At 67.3% G+C, this 20,682-nt stretch carries 21 protein-coding genes and 1 tRNA gene; 16 read left to right on the top strand and 6 right to left on the bottom strand.

Annotated features, from left to right (window positions below):
• Positions 1-74 precede the first annotated feature (74 nt).
• Complete coding sequence (locus tag ACJEIK_RS27290) at positions 75-728, top strand: phosphonatase-like hydrolase (protein ID WP_409431769.1); 654 nt, start codon at positions 75-77, stop codon at positions 726-728.
• A 195-nt stretch (positions 729-923) separates the two neighbouring features.
• On the top strand, positions 924-2,258 hold the full coding sequence (locus ACJEIK_RS27285) for an MFS transporter (protein WP_133426145.1): 1,335 nt from the start codon (positions 924-926) through the stop codon (positions 2,256-2,258).
• Positions 2,259-2,267: 9 nt separating this feature from the next.
• Here the strand turns inward: ACJEIK_RS27285 and ACJEIK_RS27280 are convergent, their stop codons facing one another.
• Complete coding sequence (locus tag ACJEIK_RS27280) at positions 2,268-2,999, bottom strand: GntR family transcriptional regulator (RefSeq protein ID WP_133426144.1); 732 nt, start codon at positions 2,997-2,999, stop codon at positions 2,268-2,270.
• 88 nt (positions 3,000-3,087) lie between these two features.
• Between ACJEIK_RS27280 and ACJEIK_RS27275 the strand changes: the two genes are divergently transcribed.
• Together ACJEIK_RS27275 and ACJEIK_RS27270 are read left to right on the top strand one after the other, a co-directional pair.
• Positions 3,088-3,696 (top strand): histidine phosphatase family protein, encoded by a 609-nt coding sequence (locus ACJEIK_RS27275; protein ID WP_133426143.1) that lies wholly within the window; start codon positions 3,088-3,090, stop codon positions 3,694-3,696.
• Positions 3,697-3,705: 9 nt separating this feature from the next.
• Entirely contained in the window at positions 3,706-4,728 is a 1,023-nt protein-coding gene (locus tag ACJEIK_RS27270; protein WP_135357488.1) for a phosphotransferase family protein, read from the top strand.
• Positions 4,729-4,756: 28 nt separating this feature from the next.
• On the opposite strand, the gene ACJEIK_RS27265 is transcribed toward ACJEIK_RS27270, so the two are convergent.
• Positions 4,757-5,158, bottom strand: a complete 402-nt coding sequence (locus ACJEIK_RS27265) for a lipopolysaccharide assembly protein LapA domain-containing protein (RefSeq protein WP_135357489.1) — start codon at positions 5,156-5,158, stop codon at positions 4,757-4,759.
• A 106-nt stretch (positions 5,159-5,264) separates the two neighbouring features.
• Between ACJEIK_RS27265 and ACJEIK_RS27260 the strand changes: the two genes are divergently transcribed.
• The 5 genes from ACJEIK_RS27260 to ACJEIK_RS27240 are packed head-to-tail and all read left to right on the top strand — an operon-like array spanning position 5,265 to position 9,246.
• Complete coding sequence (locus ACJEIK_RS27260; protein ID WP_135357490.1) at positions 5,265-6,194, top strand: ABC transporter substrate-binding protein; 930 nt, start codon at positions 5,265-5,267, stop codon at positions 6,192-6,194.
• Positions 6,191-7,300, top strand: a complete 1,110-nt coding sequence (locus ACJEIK_RS27255) for an ABC transporter ATP-binding protein (RefSeq protein WP_135357491.1) — start codon at positions 6,191-6,193, stop codon at positions 7,298-7,300. Before ACJEIK_RS27260 ends, ACJEIK_RS27255 begins: the two co-directional genes overlap by 4 nt.
• On the top strand, positions 7,285-7,929 hold the full coding sequence (locus tag ACJEIK_RS27250; RefSeq protein WP_135357492.1) for an ABC transporter permease: 645 nt from the start codon (positions 7,285-7,287) through the stop codon (positions 7,927-7,929). The genes ACJEIK_RS27255 and ACJEIK_RS27250 overlap by 16 nt, the downstream gene beginning before the upstream one ends.
• On the top strand, positions 7,926-8,627 hold the full coding sequence (locus ACJEIK_RS27245) for an ABC transporter permease (protein ID WP_135357493.1): 702 nt from the start codon (positions 7,926-7,928) through the stop codon (positions 8,625-8,627). The genes ACJEIK_RS27250 and ACJEIK_RS27245 overlap by 4 nt, the downstream gene beginning before the upstream one ends.
• Positions 8,628-8,631: 4 nt before the next feature.
• Complete coding sequence (locus tag ACJEIK_RS27240; RefSeq protein WP_061004974.1) at positions 8,632-9,246, top strand: putative glycolipid-binding domain-containing protein; 615 nt, start codon at positions 8,632-8,634, stop codon at positions 9,244-9,246.
• Here the strand turns inward: ACJEIK_RS27240 and ACJEIK_RS27235 are convergent.
• Entirely contained in the window at positions 9,209-10,153 is a 945-nt protein-coding gene (locus ACJEIK_RS27235; protein WP_409431768.1) for a prephenate dehydrogenase, read from the bottom strand. The genes ACJEIK_RS27240 and ACJEIK_RS27235 overlap by 38 nt on opposite strands.
• Before the next feature lie 94 nt (positions 10,154-10,247).
• Here ACJEIK_RS27235 and ACJEIK_RS27230 point away from each other — a divergent pair, with 94 nt between their 5' ends.
• The 4 genes from ACJEIK_RS27230 to ACJEIK_RS27215 all read left to right on the top strand — a co-directional run bounded on the left by ACJEIK_RS27230 (position 10,248) and on the right by ACJEIK_RS27215 (position 12,799).
• On the top strand, positions 10,248-10,766 hold the full coding sequence (locus tag ACJEIK_RS27230) for a tRNA adenosine deaminase-associated protein (protein ID WP_064857896.1): 519 nt from the start codon (positions 10,248-10,250) through the stop codon (positions 10,764-10,766).
• Complete coding sequence (locus ACJEIK_RS27225; protein ID WP_409430646.1) at positions 10,763-11,218, top strand: nucleoside deaminase; 456 nt, start codon at positions 10,763-10,765, stop codon at positions 11,216-11,218. The genes ACJEIK_RS27230 and ACJEIK_RS27225 overlap by 4 nt, the downstream gene beginning before the upstream one ends.
• 305 nt (positions 11,219-11,523) lie before the next feature.
• Positions 11,524-11,614, top strand: a tRNA-Ser gene (locus tag ACJEIK_RS27220).
• A 66-nt stretch (positions 11,615-11,680) separates the two neighbouring features.
• Positions 11,681-12,799, top strand: a complete 1,119-nt coding sequence (locus ACJEIK_RS27215) for an agmatine/peptidylarginine deiminase (protein ID WP_409430645.1) — start codon at positions 11,681-11,683, stop codon at positions 12,797-12,799.
• A 67-nt stretch (positions 12,800-12,866) separates the two neighbouring features.
• On the opposite strand, the gene ACJEIK_RS27210 is transcribed toward ACJEIK_RS27215, so the two are convergent.
• Entirely contained in the window at positions 12,867-13,574 is a 708-nt protein-coding gene (locus ACJEIK_RS27210) for a hypothetical protein (protein ID WP_409430644.1), read from the bottom strand.
• A 245-nt stretch (positions 13,575-13,819) separates the two neighbouring features.
• The gene (locus ACJEIK_RS27205; RefSeq protein ID WP_064857892.1) at positions 13,820-15,085 is read right to left on the bottom strand and encodes a PucR family transcriptional regulator; all 1,266 of its coding nucleotides are present in this window, start codon (positions 15,083-15,085) and stop codon (positions 13,820-13,822) included.
• A gap of 105 nt (positions 15,086-15,190) precedes the next feature.
• Between ACJEIK_RS27205 and ACJEIK_RS27200 the strand changes: the two genes are divergently transcribed.
• From ACJEIK_RS27200 to ACJEIK_RS27190, 3 genes are read left to right on the top strand one after another with little or no spacing between them, the layout of a single operon-like run.
• Positions 15,191-16,651, top strand: coding sequence for a class I adenylate-forming enzyme family protein (locus ACJEIK_RS27200; RefSeq protein WP_409430643.1), 1,461 nt, complete (start codon positions 15,191-15,193; stop codon positions 16,649-16,651).
• Positions 16,652-16,678: 27 nt separating this feature from the next.
• Entirely contained in the window at positions 16,679-18,445 is a 1,767-nt protein-coding gene (locus tag ACJEIK_RS27195; RefSeq protein WP_409430642.1) for a DUF3556 domain-containing protein, read from the top strand.
• A 34-nt stretch (positions 18,446-18,479) separates the two neighbouring features.
• On the top strand, positions 18,480-19,895 hold the full coding sequence (locus ACJEIK_RS27190; RefSeq protein ID WP_409430641.1) for a phytoene desaturase family protein: 1,416 nt from the start codon (positions 18,480-18,482) through the stop codon (positions 19,893-19,895).
• On the opposite strand, the gene ACJEIK_RS27185 is transcribed toward ACJEIK_RS27190, so the two are convergent.
• Positions 19,896-20,654: a pirin family protein gene (locus ACJEIK_RS27185; protein WP_409430640.1), complete on the bottom strand. Its 759-nt coding sequence runs from the start codon at positions 20,652-20,654 to the stop codon at positions 19,896-19,898.
• Positions 20,655-20,682 lie beyond the last annotated feature (28 nt).

The raw sequence follows: 20,682 nt of genomic DNA, 5'->3' as shown, positions 1-20,682 counted from the left end.
CCAACCATCCCAAGGGAAAGGACCCAGAAGTGGGCAGCGAATCAACAACCGGAATCAGCCTGGTCGTGTTCGACATGGCCGGGACAACAGTCGAGGACACCGGCCTCGTGCAGCAATCGTTCCTGGCCGCAGACAGCCATGCCGGGCTGTCGAAGACCGAAGCCGACCGCGAAGCGATGCTGCACTATGTCGCCGACACCATGGGGCAGTCCAAGATCGTCGTGTTCCGCCACCTCAGCCGCGGCAACGAAGAGCAGGCCCAGGCTGCGAACAAGGAGTTCGAGCGGTGTTATGCCCAGCTGGTCGCCGACGGGCAGTGCAGCCCCATCCCGCAGGCCGCAGATGTCGTGTCTTCCTTGCGATCCCGTGGCGTCAAGGTCGCGCTGACCACCGGCTTCGCCCGGGAGACGCAGAACGCCATCATCGAAGCCCTGGGCTGGCGGGACATCGCCGATGCGGTGCTCTGCCCCGGCCCGGGCGTGCGCGGCCGGCCCTACCCCGACCTGGCGCTCGCAGCTCTCATGCAAACCGAGACCGATGCAGTGCAGTCGATGCTCGTCGTCGGTGACACCTCATCCGACGTCATCACCGGCCTGCGCGCCGGAGCGCGCGCTTCGGTCGGCGTGCTGACCGGCGCGCACAACGCTGCGCAGCTTTCCGCTGCCGGCGCCACCCACATCCTGGACAGCGTGGCCGACCTGCCCGGTTTGGTGGCAACCCTGGGCTGATTCGACGACACACTCCGCGGCGGTCGGGTGCCGCACCCTCGGCCCCGACCACCCCCGCGCTTCTCACTCTAACCTCTCGCGGCCTCGCGCCAAAACCCTTGCCTTGCCGACGATCTCGATGGCGTTTCCGCGCCTCTGGTCGGCCCATCTTCGCTCCGCGCTCCCTTACCCCGCACCCAGTGGAAGTGAACAGCCATGTCGCACACCCTGCTGTCCAAGTCGCGCACCACCAATCCGAAATATGAACGCTGGCGTATCCGCATCTTCGCTATCACCTGGATCGCTTATGCCGGTTTCTATTTCACCCGTCAGACGTTCTCAGTCGCCAAGCTCGGGATTCTCGAAGACCCCATCCTGCACCTGCATTTGACCAAGAGCGTCCTGGCCAACCTCGACGCCGCGTATCTCACCGCTTACGCCGTCGGCCAATTCGTCTGGGGCCAGGTCTCCGACCGGTTCGGCCCACGAGTCGTCGTGCTCGGCGGCCTGGCCATCTCGGCGATCGCGACCCTGTTCATGGGTCTACTGCCGGCAGTGGTCTTCCTGCTGCCCTTGATGATCGTGCAAGGCCTGGCTCAATCGACGGGCTGGTCGGGCACGTTGAGCAACATGTCGCAGTTCTTCTCCGTGGGGGAACGTGGCCACGTCCTGGGGCTGTGGAGCACCAACTACGCCTTCGGTGGCCTCGTCGCCGCACCGGTGGTCGGGTGGTTCGCCTACGACCTGTTCGGCAGTTGGCGCGCGGCGTTCTTCAGCGGTGCGGCCATCGTCGCCGTTGTGTTCGTGCTGTTCTTCATCTTCCAGCGCAACAGCCCCGCGGACGTCGGCCTGCCGCCGATCGAGGAGTACCGGGCGGCGCAGGACTCCGTGGAGGGCGTCGAGCTCGACGCCGCCGCCACGGACGAGGCCATCGCCGAGCCCACTTCGTCGTGGCGCGAGTCCCTGGCCGTCGTGCTGAAGGATCAGATGGTGAGAACCCTTGGGGCAGCGTATTTTCTGCTCAAGCCGGCCCGCTATGCCATCCTCCTGTGGGGCCCGGTGATCGTCGCCGAACAGCTGCACGACAGTGACAAGTTCACCGCGGTGACCGTCCCGGTCGCGTTCGGCATCGCCGGCGTCATCGCGCCGATCCTGCTTGGCCGCGTCTCGGACAAGGTGTTCAAGGCACGCCGGGTGCCGGCGAGCGTGATCAGCCTGGCCGTGCTGGTTGTGGTGCTCATGCTGTTTGGGCCGCTGACCGCGACAGGCAATGTGTGGATCATGGTCGGCGTCCTCGGCCTGATCGGCCTGACCGTCTACGGCGCCGATGCCATGATCTCGTGTATCGCGGCCGTCGACTTCGGTACGTCCAAGCACGCGGGTACGGCGACGGGAATCATCAACGGCTGCGGCTCGGTCGGTGCCATCCTCGGCGGTCTGCTGCCGGGCTACCTCGGTACCTCGGCACTGTTCTATGGCTTCGCCGGGGCCGCGTTCATCGCCATGCTGCTGTTGATTCCCTACTGGAATCGGATGCCTGTGGCCGACTAACCACCTGCGTCAGGCGCGGACGTCGATGGTGCGGGCGTTGACGATGCTGAAGGCCACCACGTCGGGACGGTAGCGGTCGTCGGAATATTCGAACGCCACCCCGGACTGGTCGCGTGAGGTACGACGCTCACGCAGCAGGGGACTACCCCGCTCGATGTGCATGTTTGCGGCGTCGATGTCGTCCGCAGCGACAGCGTCCAGCACGTGCTCCATGGCGTCCCACTGCACACCACGGTCGGTCAGGTAGTCGGTGATCGATCCGGAGTCGGTGTCGAACTCGAACAGCAGCGAACCCACCGCGTCGGTGAAACTGCTCCGCTCGATCATCACCGGTTCACCGTCGAGCAGTCGCACGCGCAGCACGTCGACGACGAAGTCGTCGGTGGTCAGGCTGAGCGCGGTGGCCGCGGTCTCACTGGCGCGTCTGCGCGAGATTTCCAGGGTCCGGCTCCCTGCGGTGCGGCCGTTGCGTTCGGCCCACTGCGTGAACGGCGTGAACGTGTCGAGCGTCTGGCGGACGTCGTGGCTGCGGACGGTGGCCGGCTTCCCCCGCGAAATGCGGATCAGGCCTTCACTTTTCAGTGTCGCGAGGGCCTGACGGACCGGGCCCCGGGATACGTCGAACTCCGCGCACAGCGCGCTCTCGGCGGGCAGTGATTCACCGATCCGATACTCCTGGCGGGTGATCCGTTGCCGCAGCACCGACGCGACGTGCTCATGCCGCGATCGGGGGCTGCTCATTCCCGTACCGCCTCTCGGTGTCTTGTCATGACAACTTAGCTGCATAGTATTGCCCGTCAGCGCACAACCGCTGTGGAGGAAGCCGCACATGCAACTGCTCTTGATCCGTCACGCCCTGCCGCTGCGTAACGAGCCCGGTGAGGGCGCCGACCCCGACCTGTCCGAGGAAGGCATCGCACAGGCCAACCGGCTGCCCGACGCGCTCAAGCGGTTCCCGATCACCCGGCTGATCAGCAGCCCGCAGAAGCGCGCCATCCAGACCGGCCAGCCGGTGGCGGCCGCGCTCGGGCTCAACATCGAGATCGACGACCGGCTCGCCGAGTACGACCGGGACATGGCGCAGTACATCCCGATCGAGCAGATCGCGGCTGAGCACCCCGAGGAGATGGCCCGGCTCATGACCGGCCACCTGCCAAGCAGCGTCGACGAAGAGGCGTTCCTCGCCCGGATCACCGAGGCCGTCATGGACATCGCGAGCGAGGCCGAAGCCGACGACACCGTCGTCATCTTCAGCCATGGCGGCGTGATCAACGGACTGCTGCACGACATCGTGCCGACCGAGCGCATCCTGTCGTTCCAGGTCGACTACACCGGCATCACCCGGCTGCTGGCCTCGCGCAGCGGCCGGCTCGCCGTCGCCGGCGTCAACAGCGTCGAACACGTGTGGGACCTACTGCCGCGAAATCAGCGGTGGTAGACAGATCGGGTGGCATCTCTCGACGGCTTGGACCTGACCGCCCTCGACGCGCACCTCCGGGAGATCGGGGTGGCCCGCAGCGGTGAGCTGCGCGCCGAGCTGATCGCCGGTGGCCGGTCGAATCTGACATTCCTGGTGTTCGACGACGCGGCAAAGTGGGTGTTGCGCCGGCCGCCGTTGCACGGCCTGACGCCGTCGGCGCACGACATGGCCCGCGAGTACAAAGTCGTTGCGGCGCTTGAAGGTACGACGGTACCGGTGGCTCATCCGGTGACGATGCGTAACGACGACTCGGTGCTGGGTGCACCGTTTCAGATGGTCGAATTCGTGCCCGGCCGGGTGGTGCGGCACTCGGCGGAGCTCGACGCGCTGGGCGATCAGCAGGCCATCGACGCGTGTGTGGACGCGCTGATCAAGGTGCTGGCCGACCTGCATGCCCTCGATCCCGAGGCCGTCGGGCTCGGGGACTTCGGGAAGGCCAACGGGTACCTGGAGCGGCAGGTGCGGCGCTGGGGTTCGCAGTGGGATCTGGTGCGGTTACCGGACGACGGCCGCGACGCGGATGTGCGCCGGCTCCACGGACTGTTGACGGAAAAGCTGCCGCCGCAGAGCCGCAGCGCCATCGTGCACGGCGACTACCGCATCGACAACACCATGCTCGACGCCGTCGACGCGACCAAGGTGCGGGCCGTGCTGGACTGGGAGATGTCGACGCTTGGCGATCCGTTGTCCGACGCCGCGCTGATGTGCGTCTACCGGCACCCGATGTTCTCGATGGTGCATTCCGACGCGGCCTGGTCGTCGGACAAGATTCCGCCGATGGACCAGCTGGCCCAGAAATACTCGGTCGCATCCGGGCAGCCCTTGGATCATTGGGATTTTTACCTGGCGCTGGCCTACTTCAAGCTCGCGATCATCGCCGCCGGCATCGACTTCCGCGCCCGGATGGCCGCCGGCGAAGCCGGCCACGACGACCCCGTCGGCGAGGCCGTCGCGCCGCTCATCGCCGCCGGATTGGCTGTTCTCACTTAGAACCCCTTCACCGCTCGCGGGAGGGAAGCTAGAGCCCGGCCTTGAGGTTCTTCTTCGCGGCCAGTCGCAGTTGCAGGATTCGGGTGGTGGCCACGGCGAAGGTCAGGAGACCGCCGGCGATGGCCGCGAGCAGGATGGTCACGCCCAGTTGCACCTGGTGCAGCTTCCAGCCGAGCAGCACGATGTCCACCGGGGTGTCGTTCTGGATGACGAACACCAGCAGCAGGATCAGGATCAGGAAACCGAGGACCAGCGCCGACCACAGTGCCGCGGTGCGGGTGAACTTCACCGCGGATTCGGGTGTCTTGGGTTTCTTGGCCGGGGCCGAGTCCGGCTTGGGGGACTTGGGTGCCGGAGGTTCGGCGGGCACAGCTGCCGGGCTGGACGTCGACTCCGATGGGTCTGGGGAAGTCGCGTGATCGCTACTCATACGCACCATCTTGACGGTTCTAGTGGCCGGATGCCGGGAACTGCGGCACCAATTTTCGAATGACGCTAGGGTCGGCCTGAGTGCACGACGCCGAAAGGACGTTCGGGTGGCGCGAATTCTGACCGCTCTGGCGGTACTGCTGGCTGCCCTGTTGACGGGCTGCGGCAGTGCCAATCCCCTCGGTGGGGGCAGCATCTCCGGCGATCTCAAGTCGATCGTGGTGGGGTCCGCCGACTTTCCCGAGTCGAAGATCATCGCCGAGATATATGCGCTGGCGTTGGCGGCCAACGGCTTTACCGTGGGCCGGCAGTTCGGCATCGGCAGCCGCGAGACGTACGTCCCTGCGGTGAAGGATCATTCGATCGACCTGATCCCGGAATACACCGGCAATCTGCTGCAGTACTTCGACCCGAAGACCAAAGCCACCGCCGCCGACGATGTCGAATTGGCGCTCGCGCGAGTGCTTCCGGGTGATCTGTCCATCCTGACTCCCTCGCCGGCCGAGGACACCGACACCGTGGCCGTATCGGCCGAGACCGCGAAGAAGTGGAACCTCAAGACCATCGGTGATCTGGCCCAGCATTCGCCCCAGGTGAAATTCGGTGCGCCGTCGGAGTTTCTGCAGCGGACCGAGGGCCTGCCCGGTTTGAAAGCCAAGTACGGCCTCGATATCGCGCCGGCCAACTTCATCGCCATCAGCGACGGCGGGGGACCGGCCACCGTGCGGGCGCTGGTCGACGGAACCGTCACCGCGGCAGACATTTTCAGCACCTCGCCGGCCATCGTCCAGAACAACCTGGTCGTGCTCGAGGATCCGAAACACAACTTCCTGGCCGCCAACGTGGTGCCGCTGGTGGCGTCGCAGAAGAAGTCCGATCTGCTCAAGACGGTGCTCGACGGCGTCAGTGCGAAACTCACGGCGAAAGCGCTCATCGAGATGAACACCGCGGTCTCCGGCAACAGCGGCGTCGACGCCGACCAGGCTGCGAAAAAGTGGGTCCAGGACAACGGATTCGACAAGCCGGTGAGCCGATGATCACGTTCGACAAGGTCACCAAGAGCTACGGCAGCGCCGTCGCTGTCGATGAACTGACCCTCGAGATCGCCGAGGGGACGCTGTCGGTGTTCGTCGGGCCATCGGGGTGCGGCAAGACCACGTCCATGCGGATGATCAACCGGATGATCGACCCGACCTCCGGAACCCTGACCGTCGACGGTGCCAACGTCGCCACCGTCGACCCGGTGCGGCTGCGCCTCGGCATCGGGTACGTGCTGCAGAGCGCCGGGCTCATGCCACACCTCAAAGTGGTGGACAACGTCGCCACCGTGCCGGTCCTCAAAGGCGAATCCCGGCGCAGTGCACGGAAGAAGGCGCTGGGCGTGTTGGAGCGGGTCGGACTCGACGTCAAGCTCGCCGACCGTTATCCGGCCCAGTTGTCGGGCGGGCAGCAACAGCGCGTCGGGGTGGCCCGGGCACTGGCCGCCGATCCGCCCATCCTGCTGATGGACGAACCGTTCAGCGCGGTGGACCCCGTCGTCCGCGAAGACCTGCAGGCCGAAATCCTGCGGTTGCAAAGCGATCTGCGCAAGACCATCGTCTTCGTCACCCACGACATCGACGAGGCCGTCAAACTCGGCGACCGCGTCGCGGTGTTCGGGCCCGGTGGCACCCTGCAGCAGTACGACGCACCGCAGCGGCTGCTGTCCAACCCGGCCAACGCATTCGTCGCGGGTTTCGTCGGTGCCGACCGTGGCTATCGCGGCCTGCAGTTCCGGGATGCCGACGGACTCAAGCTCCGCGACATCCGCACCGTCGCCGAACCGGCGGTCGACGCGCTCGATCTCACCGACGGCCAATGGGCCCTGGTGGTCAACGCCGACGGCACTCCGTACGCGTGGATCAACGCCAACGGCGTGGGTCTGCACCGGCACGGAAAGTCCTTGTACGACAGCACCATCGCCGGTGGCTCGCTGTTCCGGCCGGACGGCACGCTGCGGCTGGCGCTCGACTCGGCCCTGTCATCCCCGTCGGGTCTGGGTGTCGCGGTCGACGAGCGCGGCCAGGTGATCGGCGGTGTGAGCCTCGATGACGTGCTGGCAATCATCAAGAGCCGCAAGGGCGAGCAGTGCGATACCTGCTGAATCACCTGGAAGGCGCGTGGCTGCTCACGCAGATACACCTGCGGCTGGCGCTGCTGCCGCTGCTGATCGGCGTGCTGATCGCCGTGCCGCTGGGCGCCTATGTGCGGCAGCGGCCGCGGCTGCGCCGGTTCAGCACCATCACCGCCAGCATCGTCTTCACCATCCCGTCGCTGGCGCTGTTCGTGGTGCTGCCGTTGATCATCCCGACGCGGATTCTCGACGAGGCCAACGTCCTGGTCGCCCTGACGCTCTACACCGTCGCCCTGCTGATGCGGACGGTGCCCGAGGCGCTCGACGCGGTGCCCGCGGACACCCGGGAAGCGGCCACGGCCATGGGCTACCGGCCGCGTACCCGGTTCTTGAGAGTCGAACTGCCGCTGTCGATTCCGGTCCTCACGGCAGGCATGCGCGTGGTCGCCGTCACGAACATCTCGATGGTGTCGGTGGGTTCGGTGATCGGCATCGGCGGGCTGGGCACCTGGTTCACCGAGGGGTACCAGGCCGACAAGAGTGACCAGATCATCGCCGGCATCATCGCGATCTTCGTGCTGGCGGTGATAGTCGACCTCGTCATCCTGAGCGCGGGCCGCCTGGCCACCCCGTGGACCCGGGCGAAGGCGCCGGCATGAACTTTCTGCACCAGGCCCTCGCCTACATCTTCTCCGCCGCCAACTGGACCGGCCCGGCGGGCCTCGGCATGCGGATGCTGGAGCACCTGGAGTACACCGGCATCGCGGTGCTGTGCAGTGCGCTCGTCGCCGTTCCCTTGGGCATGTACGTTGGGCACACCGGTCGCGGCACGGCCCTGGTGGTCGGCGGCGTCAACGCCCTGCGCGCCCTGCCCACGCTCGGCGTCCTGCTGCTCGGCGTCCTGCTGTGGGGCCTGGGACTGGTGCCGCCGACCGTCGCGCTGATGCTGCTGGGTATTCCGCCCCTGCTGGCCGGGACGTATGCCGGGATCGCCAACGTCGATCCGGTGGTGGTCGACGCCGCCCGCGCCATGGGTATGACCGGGCGCCAGGTGCTGTTGCGCGCCGAGGTGCCCAACGCCATGCCGCTGATCGTCGGCGGGCTGCGGACCGCGACGCTCCAGGTGGTCGCCACCGCGACCGTCGCGGCGTACGCCAGCCTGGGCGGGCTGGGCCGGTTCCTCATCGACGGCATCAAAGTGCGCCAGTTCTATCTCGCGTTGGTCGGCGCGCTACTCGTGGCGGCGCTCGCGCTGGCTCTGGACGCCGCCTTGGCGTTGGCTGTGCGGGCGTCGCGGCCCGGTCCGTCCGGAGTTTCAATCGTGACTACGAAGGCGGGCCTCCGTCGCCTACGGTAGACGGGTGAGCGCACCGCAGTCCGATGCCAGCCCCGAAGCTGCAGAACCCGCCTGGCCGGCGATCCTGACCTGGCGCGCGCAGGACGTATCGCGCATGGAGTCGGTTCGGGTCCAGTTGTCCGGCAACCGAATCAAGGCTTACGGCCGCATCGTGGCCGCAGCCACGGACATACATCCGGCGTTCAGCGCGTCCTATGACCTGGTGACCGACGAGAGCGGCGCGACCAAGCGCCTGTCGCTCACCGTCACCCTCGCACAGCGCGAGCGGCAGCTGTCCATCGCGCGTGACGAAGAGAACATGTGGCTGGTGCAGGACCACCAGAACCAGGCCCGGCGGGCGGCCTACAACGGCGCCCTGGACGTCGACGTGGTCTTCAGCCCGTTCTTCAACGCGCTGCCCATCCGGCGTACCGGCCTGCACAACCGCACGGCGTCGGTGTCGCTGCCTGTCGTCTACGTCCGGGTGCCGGATCTGACGGTCGAATCCGTCACCATCGGCTACAGCAGCGACGGGCCGGGCAAGCCCATCAAGCTGGACTCACCGGTCGCCGACACCGCGATCACCGTCGACGACGACGGCTTCATCCTCGACTACCCCGGACTGGCAGAGCGGATCTGATCACCCCGCCCGCGCGGCCCTGGGCGGCCAGCTCTTCGCGCCAGCCCTCGGCCCCGATGGTCGTCGCGAGAATCTGTGGGCGGCTGAAGTTGTCGTAGCGGACCCGCGCGGCATGGCCGCCCTCCACCAGCTCGGCCACCGATTGCGCCTCCACCAGCGACGAGCGGGCCTGGCTCAGCAGTTCCATGGCCCGGTCGAGCATCACCGTCAGCTCCGTCGCGTTGGCTTCGCACATCGCCCGGACCAAGTCGGGCGCGGTGGCCGCGACGCGGGTGCCGTCCCGGAACGACCCCGCCGCCAGCGCGAATGCCAGCGGCACCTCGCCGGCGGTCGCGGCCAGGGCCTCGGCCAGCAGGTGCGGCAGATGCGAGATCGCGGCCGCCGCGGCGTCGTGTTCGTCGGAGCGCGCGGGCACGATCACCGCGCGGCAGTCCAGCGCCAGATGCATCACCTGGGCCCACACCTCGGGGTCGACGTGGTCGTCCACGCTCACCACCCACGGCGCCCCGGCGAACAGGTCTGCGGTGCCGGCCGTCCAGCCGGAATGTGCGGTGCCGGCCATCGGGTGTCCGCCGACGAATCGGCCGAGCAGGCCGCACTCCTGAACCTGTTGCAGCACATTGCCTTTGACGCTCACCACGTCGGTCAGCGGGCAATCTGGGGCGGTGTCACGGATGCGCTCGAGCATGATCGGCAGCGCGGGCACCGGCACCGCCAGGACGATCAGCGCCTCGCTCACCGCGGCGCGCTCGAGCGCGGCGGTGAGATCCTCGGTCACGTCGAAGCCGTCGGCCGTCGCCGCCCGGACCGCATCGATCGAGCGGTTGTATCCGAACACCTCTCGGCCCGCGGCCTGTCCGGCTCGCATCAGCGATCCGCCGATGAGTCCCATACCGAGCACACACACCGGAGTTGTCACCTTCCAAGGTTTGCACACAGCCCCGGTCGGGTACATATGGGACCGCTGGTCAAGTGGCAGAGTGCGGACTAGCGTTATCCGCATGGGAGTACAGCGCGCGCAGGCACAGCAGCAGGTTGCCGATCTCCCCGACGGCTTCGGAGTCGCGGTCGTCCGGGAGGACGGCGCATGGCGTTGCGTTCCACTGAAACGGGCCGCGTTGGTCGACCTGACCGCCGCCGAGACCGAACTCCGTGAACTACGTTCCGCCGGTGCGGTTTTCGGCCTCCTGAACGTCGATGACGAGTTCTTCGTGATCGTCCGCCCGGCCCCCTCGGGCGCCCGGCTGCTGCTGTCGGACGCCACCGCGGCGCTGGACTACGACATCGCCGCCGACGTGCTGGAGAAGCTTGACGCGGACCTCAGCCTGGAAGAGCTCGAGGAAGACGACCCGTTCGAGGAAGGCGACCTCGGGCTGCTGGCCGACCTGGGTCTGCCCGAGGCGGTGCTCGGCGTGATCCTCGCCGACGACGAGTACGCCGACGAACAACTCAGCCGCATTGCCCAGGAGATGGGCTTCAACGACGAACTCGTGGCGGTATTGGACAAGCTGGGGCGGTGAGCTCCGCTGACGAACGCCTGATCCGGCTGGCGCTGGAGGCCGCTGCACTCGCCGGCACCGACGATGTCCCCATCGGTGCCGTGGTCGTCTCTGCCGACGGCGTCGAGCTGGCCCGCGCGGCCAATGCTCGCGAATCCCTGGGCGACCCGACCGCACACGCGGAAATCCTCGCACTGCGCGCGGCCGCCGCGGTGCACGGCGACGGCTGGCGGCTGGAAGGCGCGACGCTCGCCGTCACCGTCGAGCCGTGCACCATGTGCGCCGGCGCGCTCGTGATGTCGCGGGTGGCCCGCGTCGTCTTCGGGGCGTGGGAACCCAAGACCGGCGCCGTCGGCTCACTGTGGGACGTGGTCCGCGACCGGCGGCTGACGCACCGCCCGGAGGTCCGTGGCGGGATACTCGAGGCCGAGTGCGCGGCGCTGATGGAGGGGTTCTTCGCGCGCCAGCGCTGATTTCCTGGATTCCTCGCTGCCACATCAGCGAGTTTCGGCCGAAAAGTACATGAGCTCAGTCGAGTGGGCGATCAGCCTGTTGTGACTGAACTGAGGGACCTGTCGCAGCGGGAAAAGGTGCCTGGTTTCAGTCAAAGCGGCTTCGAGCGTCCAGTGAGTGAAGCTACGGACTTTCCGGCCCGAGGCCCGTGCGAGTTGGTCCCAAAGACTCCCAAGTAGAGCTCAGGTCCCGGACGCAAGGCTGGTTTAGGCGTCACGCGACCAGCGATTAGGGACTAGGGCCCGGGTTCGGTAAGCTGCCACACGGTGGCGTGTCCGAGCGGCCTAAGGAGCACGCCTCGAAAGCGTGTGTGGGGTAACCCCCCACCGAGGGTTCAAATCCCTCCGCCACCGCCATAGAGCCCCTCACCTGTCACCGCAGGTGAGGGGCTTTTTTGCACCGCCTGAGATAGCGTTCACCGCATGATGCGGCGACGGCTTCTGCAGGCGGGGATGGCCGCGATCGGCGTGGCCGTGCTCGCGGGGTGCGATGACAGTGACTCGGAGCCAGGAACCGCGCCACGGAAAGACTCGAGTGGTCCGTGGGTCATGCCGGACGAAGGCGACCCGCACAAGCGGACGTGGATGGCCTTCGGGGCCAGTGAACGGATTTGGGGACGACGGCTGCTGCCGCAGGTGCGCCGTGACCTGGCCACCATCGCGACGACGATCGCGCGGTTCGAGCCAGTGTCGATGCTGACGCGCGCCGAAGAGATGGACATGGCGCGCGACCTGATCGGGACGTCGAACGTCGAGCTGATCGCGGCCCCGATCGACGACTTGTGGATCCGCGACACCGGGCCGGTGTTCGTGAAGGGCGCCGGGGGCTGGGGCGGCGTGGACTTCAACTTCAACGGTTGGGGCGGCAAGCAGGAACATCGCCGCGACGGCGAGGTCGCGGAGTTTGTGGCGGGGCACGCGGGAGTGCAGACCGTGCGCACCGATCTCGTGCTCGAAGGTGGCGGCATCGAGGTCGACGGTCAGGGCACCGCCGTCATCACCGAAAGCTGCGTGCTGAACGACAACCGCAACCGCGGCCGGTCGAAGCAGGATGTCGAAGCCGAACTCGGCCGTGTGCTCGGGGTGGGGAAGGTGATCTGGCTGCCGGGTATCGCCGGGCACGACATCACCGACGGCCACACCGATTTCTATGCCCGCTTCGCGAGTCCCGGCGTCGTTGTCGCCGGCCTCGACACCGACCCGAAGTCATTCGATTACGACGTCACCCGGCGGCACCTGGACATCCTGCATGCGGCGACCGATATCCACGACCGACCGCTACACGTCGAGGTGATCGAAGGCCCGGCGACGGTGCGCGAAAAGTTCGAGAACGACGATTTCGCGGCCGGCTACATCAACTTCTACGTCTGCAACGGCGCGGTCGTCGCGCCGGAGTTCGGCGACCCCGAGTCCGACGCCGCTGCCAAGGCCACCCTCGAACGACTCTTCGCGGGCCGTCAGATCGTGCAGATCAACATCGATGCCATCGCCGCGGGCGGGGGCGGCATCCACTGCACCACGCAGCAGGAGCCCGCCCGCTGATACACCCCGCCCGCTGATACACAAAGGCCAGACACCCATGCGGGTGCCTGGCCGTTGTGATCAGGAACTAGCGACCGAAGGTGAAGGCCGATCCGCCGCCGAAGTTGGAGCCGCCGACCGGGGTCGCGACGCCGGCACCGGAGTTGGTGCCGGCCTGGACGCCGTCGGGGCCGATCTCGCCGGAGGTGCCGGTGTTGAAGCCGCTGCCGCCGACCGGGGTGTTGACGGCCGCGCCGCCGCCGGTACCGGCGCCGAACGTCGGGATGAAGTCGGCCGGGGCGGGCGCGGCGAACTCGTTGGAGGCGCCGGCGTTGAAGCCGCTGCCACCGACCGGCGTGTTCACGCCCGCGCCGCCGCCGGCGTTGAAGTCGCCGCCCAAGTTCGGGATGAAGTCAGCCGGATTGGGCACGTTGAAGTCGGTGGACGCGCCGGTGTTGAAGTTGCTGCCGCCCAGCGGGGTGTTGATCGCCGCGCCGGTGTTGGTGTCGAAGCCCGCGCCGCCGAAGCCGGCGTCGGTGCCCGTGGCGGTGTTGAACTCACCGCCGCCGAGCGGGGTGTTCACACCGGCGCCGCCGCCCGCGTTGCTGGACGCGTCGAAGGGCTGCCAGAAGGGGTTCTCCACGCCGAAGCCGGCGCCGCCACCGGCGTTGCCGTTGCCGATCTGGGTAGCGACCGCGGCGCCGGTTTCACCGGAAACCTCGTCGTCCGCCCATGCGGGGGCCGCGACGGCGAGCGGGACCAGCGCGAGGGCCGATGCCGCAGCAAATCCGATCAAACGTCCTGAGTTGCGCATTAGTGATACTCCAATCGTGGTTCTCTCGCGTATGGCCAGGTGAACCTACAAGGTCGTACTCGGTTCCTCCGACCACTACCCTGGTATCGCCGGCCACGGCGCATCCGTTACAGCAGTGAACCAGCTGGTTAACACACCACTATTTGCTATCAGTATCGATTCGATCACTGATGCTGTGAATACGCTGGCAGTGGCTGCTCGTGTCTAGCTTGCTGGCGAGCGAGCCGCTATTCGGCGGCAAGCACCGCGGCTTCGTACCACTGGCACAGCAGCAGCGCCATCTCGACGTCCAGTCGGTCGTCGCCGAGGGGCCGTCCACGACGTTCCAGCGCCCTCCCGACGCGGTACTTGACGGTGTTGAAATGCACCACCAACTCGTCGGCCGCCGCGGTGTAGCTACCGCCGTGCCGAAGGAACACCTGCAACGTCTCCCGTAGCCGGCCGTCATTGGCGCCGGCGCCGGCCAGCGGCCCGAGAACGGTGTGGACGAACTCCCGCGCGTCGTCCTGGTTCTCGCCCATGAGTGCGGCCGCGGCGAATCCCGGCGCGTCGGCCGCGGTGACGCCGGTCAGGTCGGCCGTCACCGCGACGCTGTGCGCGCGCAGAGCCTGCCGGTGCGACCGGCGAAAGCCGTCGACGCCCGGCAGTGGGGTGCCGACGGCGACGGCGGGGGCGCTGGGATGGGAGTCCGTGAACTGCCGCAGCTGTGCCGACGCGTCGGACGCGGTCGCGCCGGACAACGGCAGCCAGCCCCAGCCGGTCCGCTGGTCGGCCGCCGTGAACAGTGGACTGCCTTGCGTGCCAACATGTTCGGCGGCCGCGCGCAGGAACTGTTCGAGCTTGGCCAACGCGTCGTCGTGCCCGGTGACGTGCCCGCTACCGGTCGGCCACCACAACACGACGCCCAGATGGTGACGGCGCATCGGATAGCGGATCGCGGCGGTGACGGCCTCGGGGTCGGAGTCATTGCCGGACAAGACTTCCCGCACCCGCAGGGTTCGGGTGCTGTTGCGGTTGGCGAGCCAGCGGTCGCGCTCGTCCTCGTACACACCGACGACCTGTTGCGAGATCCAGTCGATGTACCGGAACGTCACCGACGTCAGCCGCTCGAAGAACGCCAGGCTGGTCTGCGGCGCGAAGCCGGCGCGGTTGATCTCTTCGCCCGCGACGTCGAGCACCAGCGCATGACCGATGCGGTACGCGCGCGTGAGGGCGTTCATCGGCACGCCGCGCTGCGCGAGCCGGCGCGCGTACTCGAGGGCCGCGGTCGGCGCTTCGATGTTCTCCAGAGATATGTCGTAGCGCAGCGCGTGGAATATGGTCTCGACGTTCCCGCCGACGCTGGCGCGCAGCAGCTCGATGATCTCGGGGTCGCCCCGCAGTTCGGTGATATCGCTGGCCAGGCGGTGCCCAACGGAGCGGGCCACCTCAGCCTGGCGGGCGATGAGGCGGGTCATGATCGTGGTGTTGGCCTCGCTGACCGCCGGATCCATGTGCCGACTGTAGAGCCGGACTTTGTGCCGAGCGTACAAATCGGCGGACAAAGTTGATCGGCGCACGACGGAGTGGCGCATGCCACAAACTTCTAGCTTTATGACATGAACCTCGCCACCCTGCCCGACCGCCGCGCTGCCGCGGCGCCGCACGCACCGGCCGTCGCCGATGACCACACCGACCTCGACAACGCCGCTTTCCTCGATGCCGTCAAGCGCGCCGCCGCGGCGCTGCACCAGCGCGGTGTGCGCGCCGGCGACGTCGTCGGCATCATGCTTCCCAACCGCGCGGCATTCGTCGTCGCGCTGTTCGCCACCTGGCGGCTCGGTGCCGTCGCGACCCCCATCAGCCCGACCCTGGTGCCTGCCGAAGTCGCCTACCAGGTGGCCGACGCCGGTGCCGTCGTGCTCGTCGTCGACCGTGACGTCGACGCCGACGTCACGGTGCTGCACGTCGACGACATGGGTGGCGAGCCCCGCACGGCCGACCCGATGGCCGGCAACGATGACGACCTGGCCCTGCTGATCTACACCAGCGGCACGACCGGCAGGCCGAAGGGCGTCATGCTCGACAACGCGAACCTGAACGCCATGTGCGCCATGGTGATCGAGGGCTTCGAGTTGACCGCCGCCGACCACAGCCTGCTCATCCTGCCGCTGTTCCATGTCAACGGCATCGTCGTCAGCGTGTTGTCGCCGCTGCTCGCGGGCGGCCGGACCACCATCGCCGGCCGGTTCAATCCGGCGACTTTCTTCGATCGCCTGGAATCCAGCCGCGCCACCTATTTCTCTGCGGTGCCAACCATTTACACCATGTTGCTGGGCCTGCCGGCCGAGGTACGGCCCGACACCTCCGCGGTGCGGTTCGCGGTCTGTGGCGCCGCGCCGGCCAGCATCGAGCTGCTGGAGGGCTTCGAAAAGCGTTACGGCATCGGCCTGGTCGAGGGCTACGGGCTGTCCGAGGGCTCGTGCGCCAGCACCGGCAACCCACTGAACGGGCCGCGCAAGGTCGGCACCGTGGGAATCCCGTTGCCGGGACAGGAGATTCGCATCGTCGACGTGGCTGGTGCCGAGGTCCCGCAGGGCGAGCTCGGCGAGGTGGTGATCAAGGGCCCCAACGTGATGCGCGGCTACCTGAACCGTCCTGAGGAGACCGAGAAGACGCTGAAGGACGGCTGGCTGCACACCGGCGACGTCGGCCGGTTCGACGAGGACGGCTATCTGGTCCTGGTCGACCGGGCCAAGGACATGATCATCCGCGGCGGCGAGAACATCTATCCCAAGGAGATCGAGACCGTCGTGCATCAGCTCGCCGGGGTCGCCGAGGCCGCGGTGGTCGGACGCGCGAGCGGGCTCTACGGCGAAGAGCCGGTGCTGTTCGTCTCCGCACACCCCGGCGCCGAGCTCGACGTCGACAACATCGCCGCGCATCTGCAGGCGTCGCTATCGAAATACAAACTGCCCGTGGATATCACGGTTCTCGAGACGCTGCCGAAGAACCCCGTCGGCAAGATCGACAAGCCGTCCCTGCGCAAAACCCTCACCGCCACCGATCCGCGAATCTAGCCTGATACCAGCAAAGGAGCTCACATCATGGGATTCATCAAACCGACCTTGCCGAAGGTCGACCTGGAAGAGTTTCTCCGGATGCCGCTGCAGGAGCGGCTCCGCATCATGTGCCTCAAATGGGTGGACGAGGGGTACGGCGCACCGCGCATGATCCACGTCCTTTACATCCTCAAGCTCACGATCTTCTACGCCATCGGCGGGGTCACGATCGCCAACGCGACGTCGCACTTGCCGGCGTTCTGGCACGTCTCGCAGTGGTGGGACCAGCCGATCGTGTACCAGAAGGTGATCCTGTGGACGGTGCTGCTCGAGCTCATCGGGTTCGCGGGTTCGTGGGGCCCGCTGGCCGGTAAGACCAAGCCGATGACGGGCGGGTTCCGATTCTGGGCCAAGCCCAACACCATTCGGCTGCGGCCGTGGAAGGCGGTGCCGTTCACGAACGGCGACCGGCGTACCTGGTTCGACATCGTCGTGTATCTGGCTTTGATGGCGACCGTGTTCGTCGCCCTGGTGCTGCCCGGCGTGCCCAGCGAATCACTGGCGAAAGCATTGCCGGACAACATTTCCGGACTCGTCAATCCGGCGCTGTTCGTCGCGCCGATCATCCTGTTCGTGCTGATCGGGCTGCGCGACAAGACGATCTTCCTGGCCGGCCGCGGTGAGCAGTACCTGCCCGCGCTGATCTTCTTCGCCACGCTGCCGTTCGTGAACATGATCATCGCCGGCAAGCTGCTGATCGGCACGGTGTGGTTCTGGGCCGGCGTCTCGAAGTTCGGTCTGCACTTCACCAACGTCATCCCGCCGATGGTGAGCAACAGCCCCGCGATCCCGTTCAAGTGGCTCAAGCGGGCCCACTACCGCAACTTCCCCGAGGATCTGCGCCCGTCGCACCTGGCCACCTTCATGGCCCACGGGCCCGGCAGCATCGTGGAAATCGCAGCGCCGCTGGCCCTTCTGTTCTCACCGTGGCCGTGGCTGTCCATCGCGGCCGCCGCCATCATGGTCAGCTTCCACTTGTTCATCATCTCGACGTTCCCGCTCGCGGTGCCGGTGGAATGGAACGTGCTGTTCGCGTACGCCACGATCTTCCTGTTCCTGGGCTTCCCGAACCAGGACGGGTACGCGGTGTGGGACATGAACCCGGGTTGGCTGGCCATCGTGCTCGCCGCGGCGCTGTCGTTCTTCCCGATCCTCGGCAACCTGCGCCCCGACCTCGTCTCGTTCCTGCCGGCCATGCGGCAGTACGCCGGCAACTGGGCCTCGGCGGTGTGGACCTTCACGCCCGGTGCCGAGGAGAAGCTGAACCGCGTCACCCGGTCGTCGCCGAACTCGGCCGACCAGTACGTCGCCTTCGGCTGGGACCCACTCACCGCCGAGGTGTTCACCCAGCAGGTGACGGCGTGGCGGGCCATGCACAGTCAGGGCCGCGGTCTGTACTCGGTGCTGCTGAACTGCCTACCCGACATCGACACCCGTGTCGTGCGGGAAGGCGAGATGTCCTGCAACACCATCATCGGCTTCAACTTCGGCGACGGGCACCTGCACAATGAGGATCTGATCCGGGCCATCCAGTCAGAGGCGCAGTTCGAGTCGGGCGAGTTCGTCATCGCCTGGGTGGAGTCGCAGCCTATCCACAAGATGACGCAGGAGTACAAGGTGATCGATGCGGCGCTGGGCGTCATCGAGCGTGGCACGTGGAACGTGAAAGACCTGGTCGACGAGCAGCCGTGGCTGCCCAACGGGCCGATCCCGCTCAACGTCACCTGGCAGCGGGCCGGAGTCCTGCACTGATGAGGGGCCAGCGAGTAGCGAAGGCGGATCGCGCATGAGTAATGCGGTTGTGGTCGGTGCCGGGCCCAACGGGCTCGCCGCCGCCATCACCTTGGCTGCCAAGGGCATCGACGTCACGGTGCTGGAGGCCACCGACCGGATCGGCGGCGGCATCCGTTCGAGTGAGTACGTCCTGCCGGGCCTGGTGTTCGACGACTGCGCGGCCATCCACGTGATGCCGGCGGGCTCCAGGTTCATCAATGATCTCGGCCTGGATCGCTATGGCCTGCAGTGGAAGTGGACCGAGATCGACTGCGTCCACCCGCTCGACGACGGCACGGCCGGCGCCCTCTATCGCTCGGTCGAGACGACGGCGGCCGGGCTCGGGTTGGACGGAGCCCGCTGGCAGCTGCTGTTCGGTGGACCGTCGCGCCGGTTCGACAAGCTGTCCGACGACATCATGGGGCCGCTGCTCCGGGTGCCGCGACATCCATTGGGGCTGGCCCGATTCGGGGCGCCGACTGTGCTGCCCGCGGCAGCGCTGGCCCGGATCTTCCGCACCCCGCAGGCCCGGGCACTGTTCGGGGGTGTTGCCGCACATACCTTTCAGCCGCTGCACCACCCGCTCACGTCGGCGATCGGGTTGGGCATCATCACTGCCGGGCATGCCAACGGCTGGCCGGTGGCCGCCGGGGGATCGCAGGCGATCACCAACGCGTTCGAAGCGGTGCTGACCGAACTGGGCGGCAAGATCGAGACGGGCGTGCGGATCACCGCGGTGTCGCAGTTGCCGCCGGCCGACATCACGGTCTTCGATCTGTCGCCCACCGCCATCGCCGGGATTCTGGGGGACCGGTTACCCGAGCGGGTGCGCCGGGCCTTCGACCGGTTCCGTTACGGCCCTGGCGCTTTCAAGGTCGACTTCGCGGTGGAGGGTGATGTGCCGTGGACCAACGCGGCGGCCCGCCGCGCCGGCACCGTCCACCTCGGTGGCGATTTCGCCGAGATCGCCTCGACGGAACGGGACATCCACGCGGGCCGGATGCCGCAGCGTCCCTTCGTGCTGGCATTCCAGCAGTACCTGGCCGACCCCGGCCGTTCCGTCGGGACCGTCAACCCCGTCTCCACGTATGCCCATGTGCCCAACGGCTTCAGTGGCGACGCCACCGAGGCGATCATCGCGCAGATCGAGCGCTTCGCTCCCGGATTCCGTGAGCGCATCGTCGGGCAGGCCGTGCGGTCCACCACCGAGATGTCGGTGTACAACCCGAATTACGTGGGTGGCGACATCAACACCGGTGCGAAGGACATCCGGCAGCTGGCCTTCGGGCCGCGAACGACGTTGTCGCCGTACACCATCGGGGTTCCCGGCATGTACATCTGCTCGGCGGCCACGCCGCCGGGTCCTGGCGGGCACGGTATGTGCGGGGCCAACGCCGCCGCCGTCGCACTGGCTCGGTTGGGGCGCTAGCTACACGTTCACCGCGATGGTGTGCATCTCCCAGATGAGCACTTCTGTGCCGTCGGCGCCCGCGGTGATGCGCTGCCCGCCGGTCGCGGTGAGTCGCACGGCATCACCGGTGCCCAGCGGACCGGAGCCTTCGAACTCGGCCGCTCCGCGGGTGACGAAGACGTGGCCGTACGGTGCGTCCGGCACCTGTACGGTGCTACCGGCATCCAGCCGCGCGACGTGCAAAGTGGCATAGCTGTTGCCGAAGGTGATGGCGGCGTCGTCCCGGTACTTGCGCATGCCGGATGCCATGGGAATCAACGTGTTTCCGGCGAGCTCGGTGCTGATGTCGGCTTCCTGATAACTGGGCGCGCCGCCGAGATCTTCCGGCGGGATCCACATCTGGACGACCCGCAGGGGCTGACGGTCCTGCCGCCCGGCGCCGTTGCGCTCCGAGTGCCGGAGGCCGGTGCCCGCACTCATCCGCTGCGCCAGACCGGGGTAGATGGTGCTCTCGTTGCCCAGCGAATCCTTGTGCACCAGTGTGCCTTCCAGGACCCAGGTGATGATCTCCATGTCCCGGTGGTCATGCGCGTCAAAGCCTTCCCCGGGGTCGACGGTGTCCTCGTTGTTGATCATCAGCAGGCCGTGCGCGTTGGCCGCCAGATCGAAGTTGCCGGTCGCCGGGAACGACTGCCACGATTCCAGCCATTCGTTGCGCCAGTGCCACCGTTCGGCAGCACGGATGACGCGAACAGGCAGGGCGGTCGGGTGAGTCACCGGTCAATTCTGGCAGGACGTGCACCAT

The organism is Mycobacterium sp. SMC-16 (assembly GCF_046250085.1).
Classification (GTDB): domain Bacteria; phylum Actinomycetota; class Actinomycetes; order Mycobacteriales; family Mycobacteriaceae; genus Mycobacterium; species Mycobacterium phocaicum.
The sequence above is the reverse complement of the archived record's forward strand: the minus strand, read 5'-3'. Positions and strand labels throughout refer to the sequence as shown.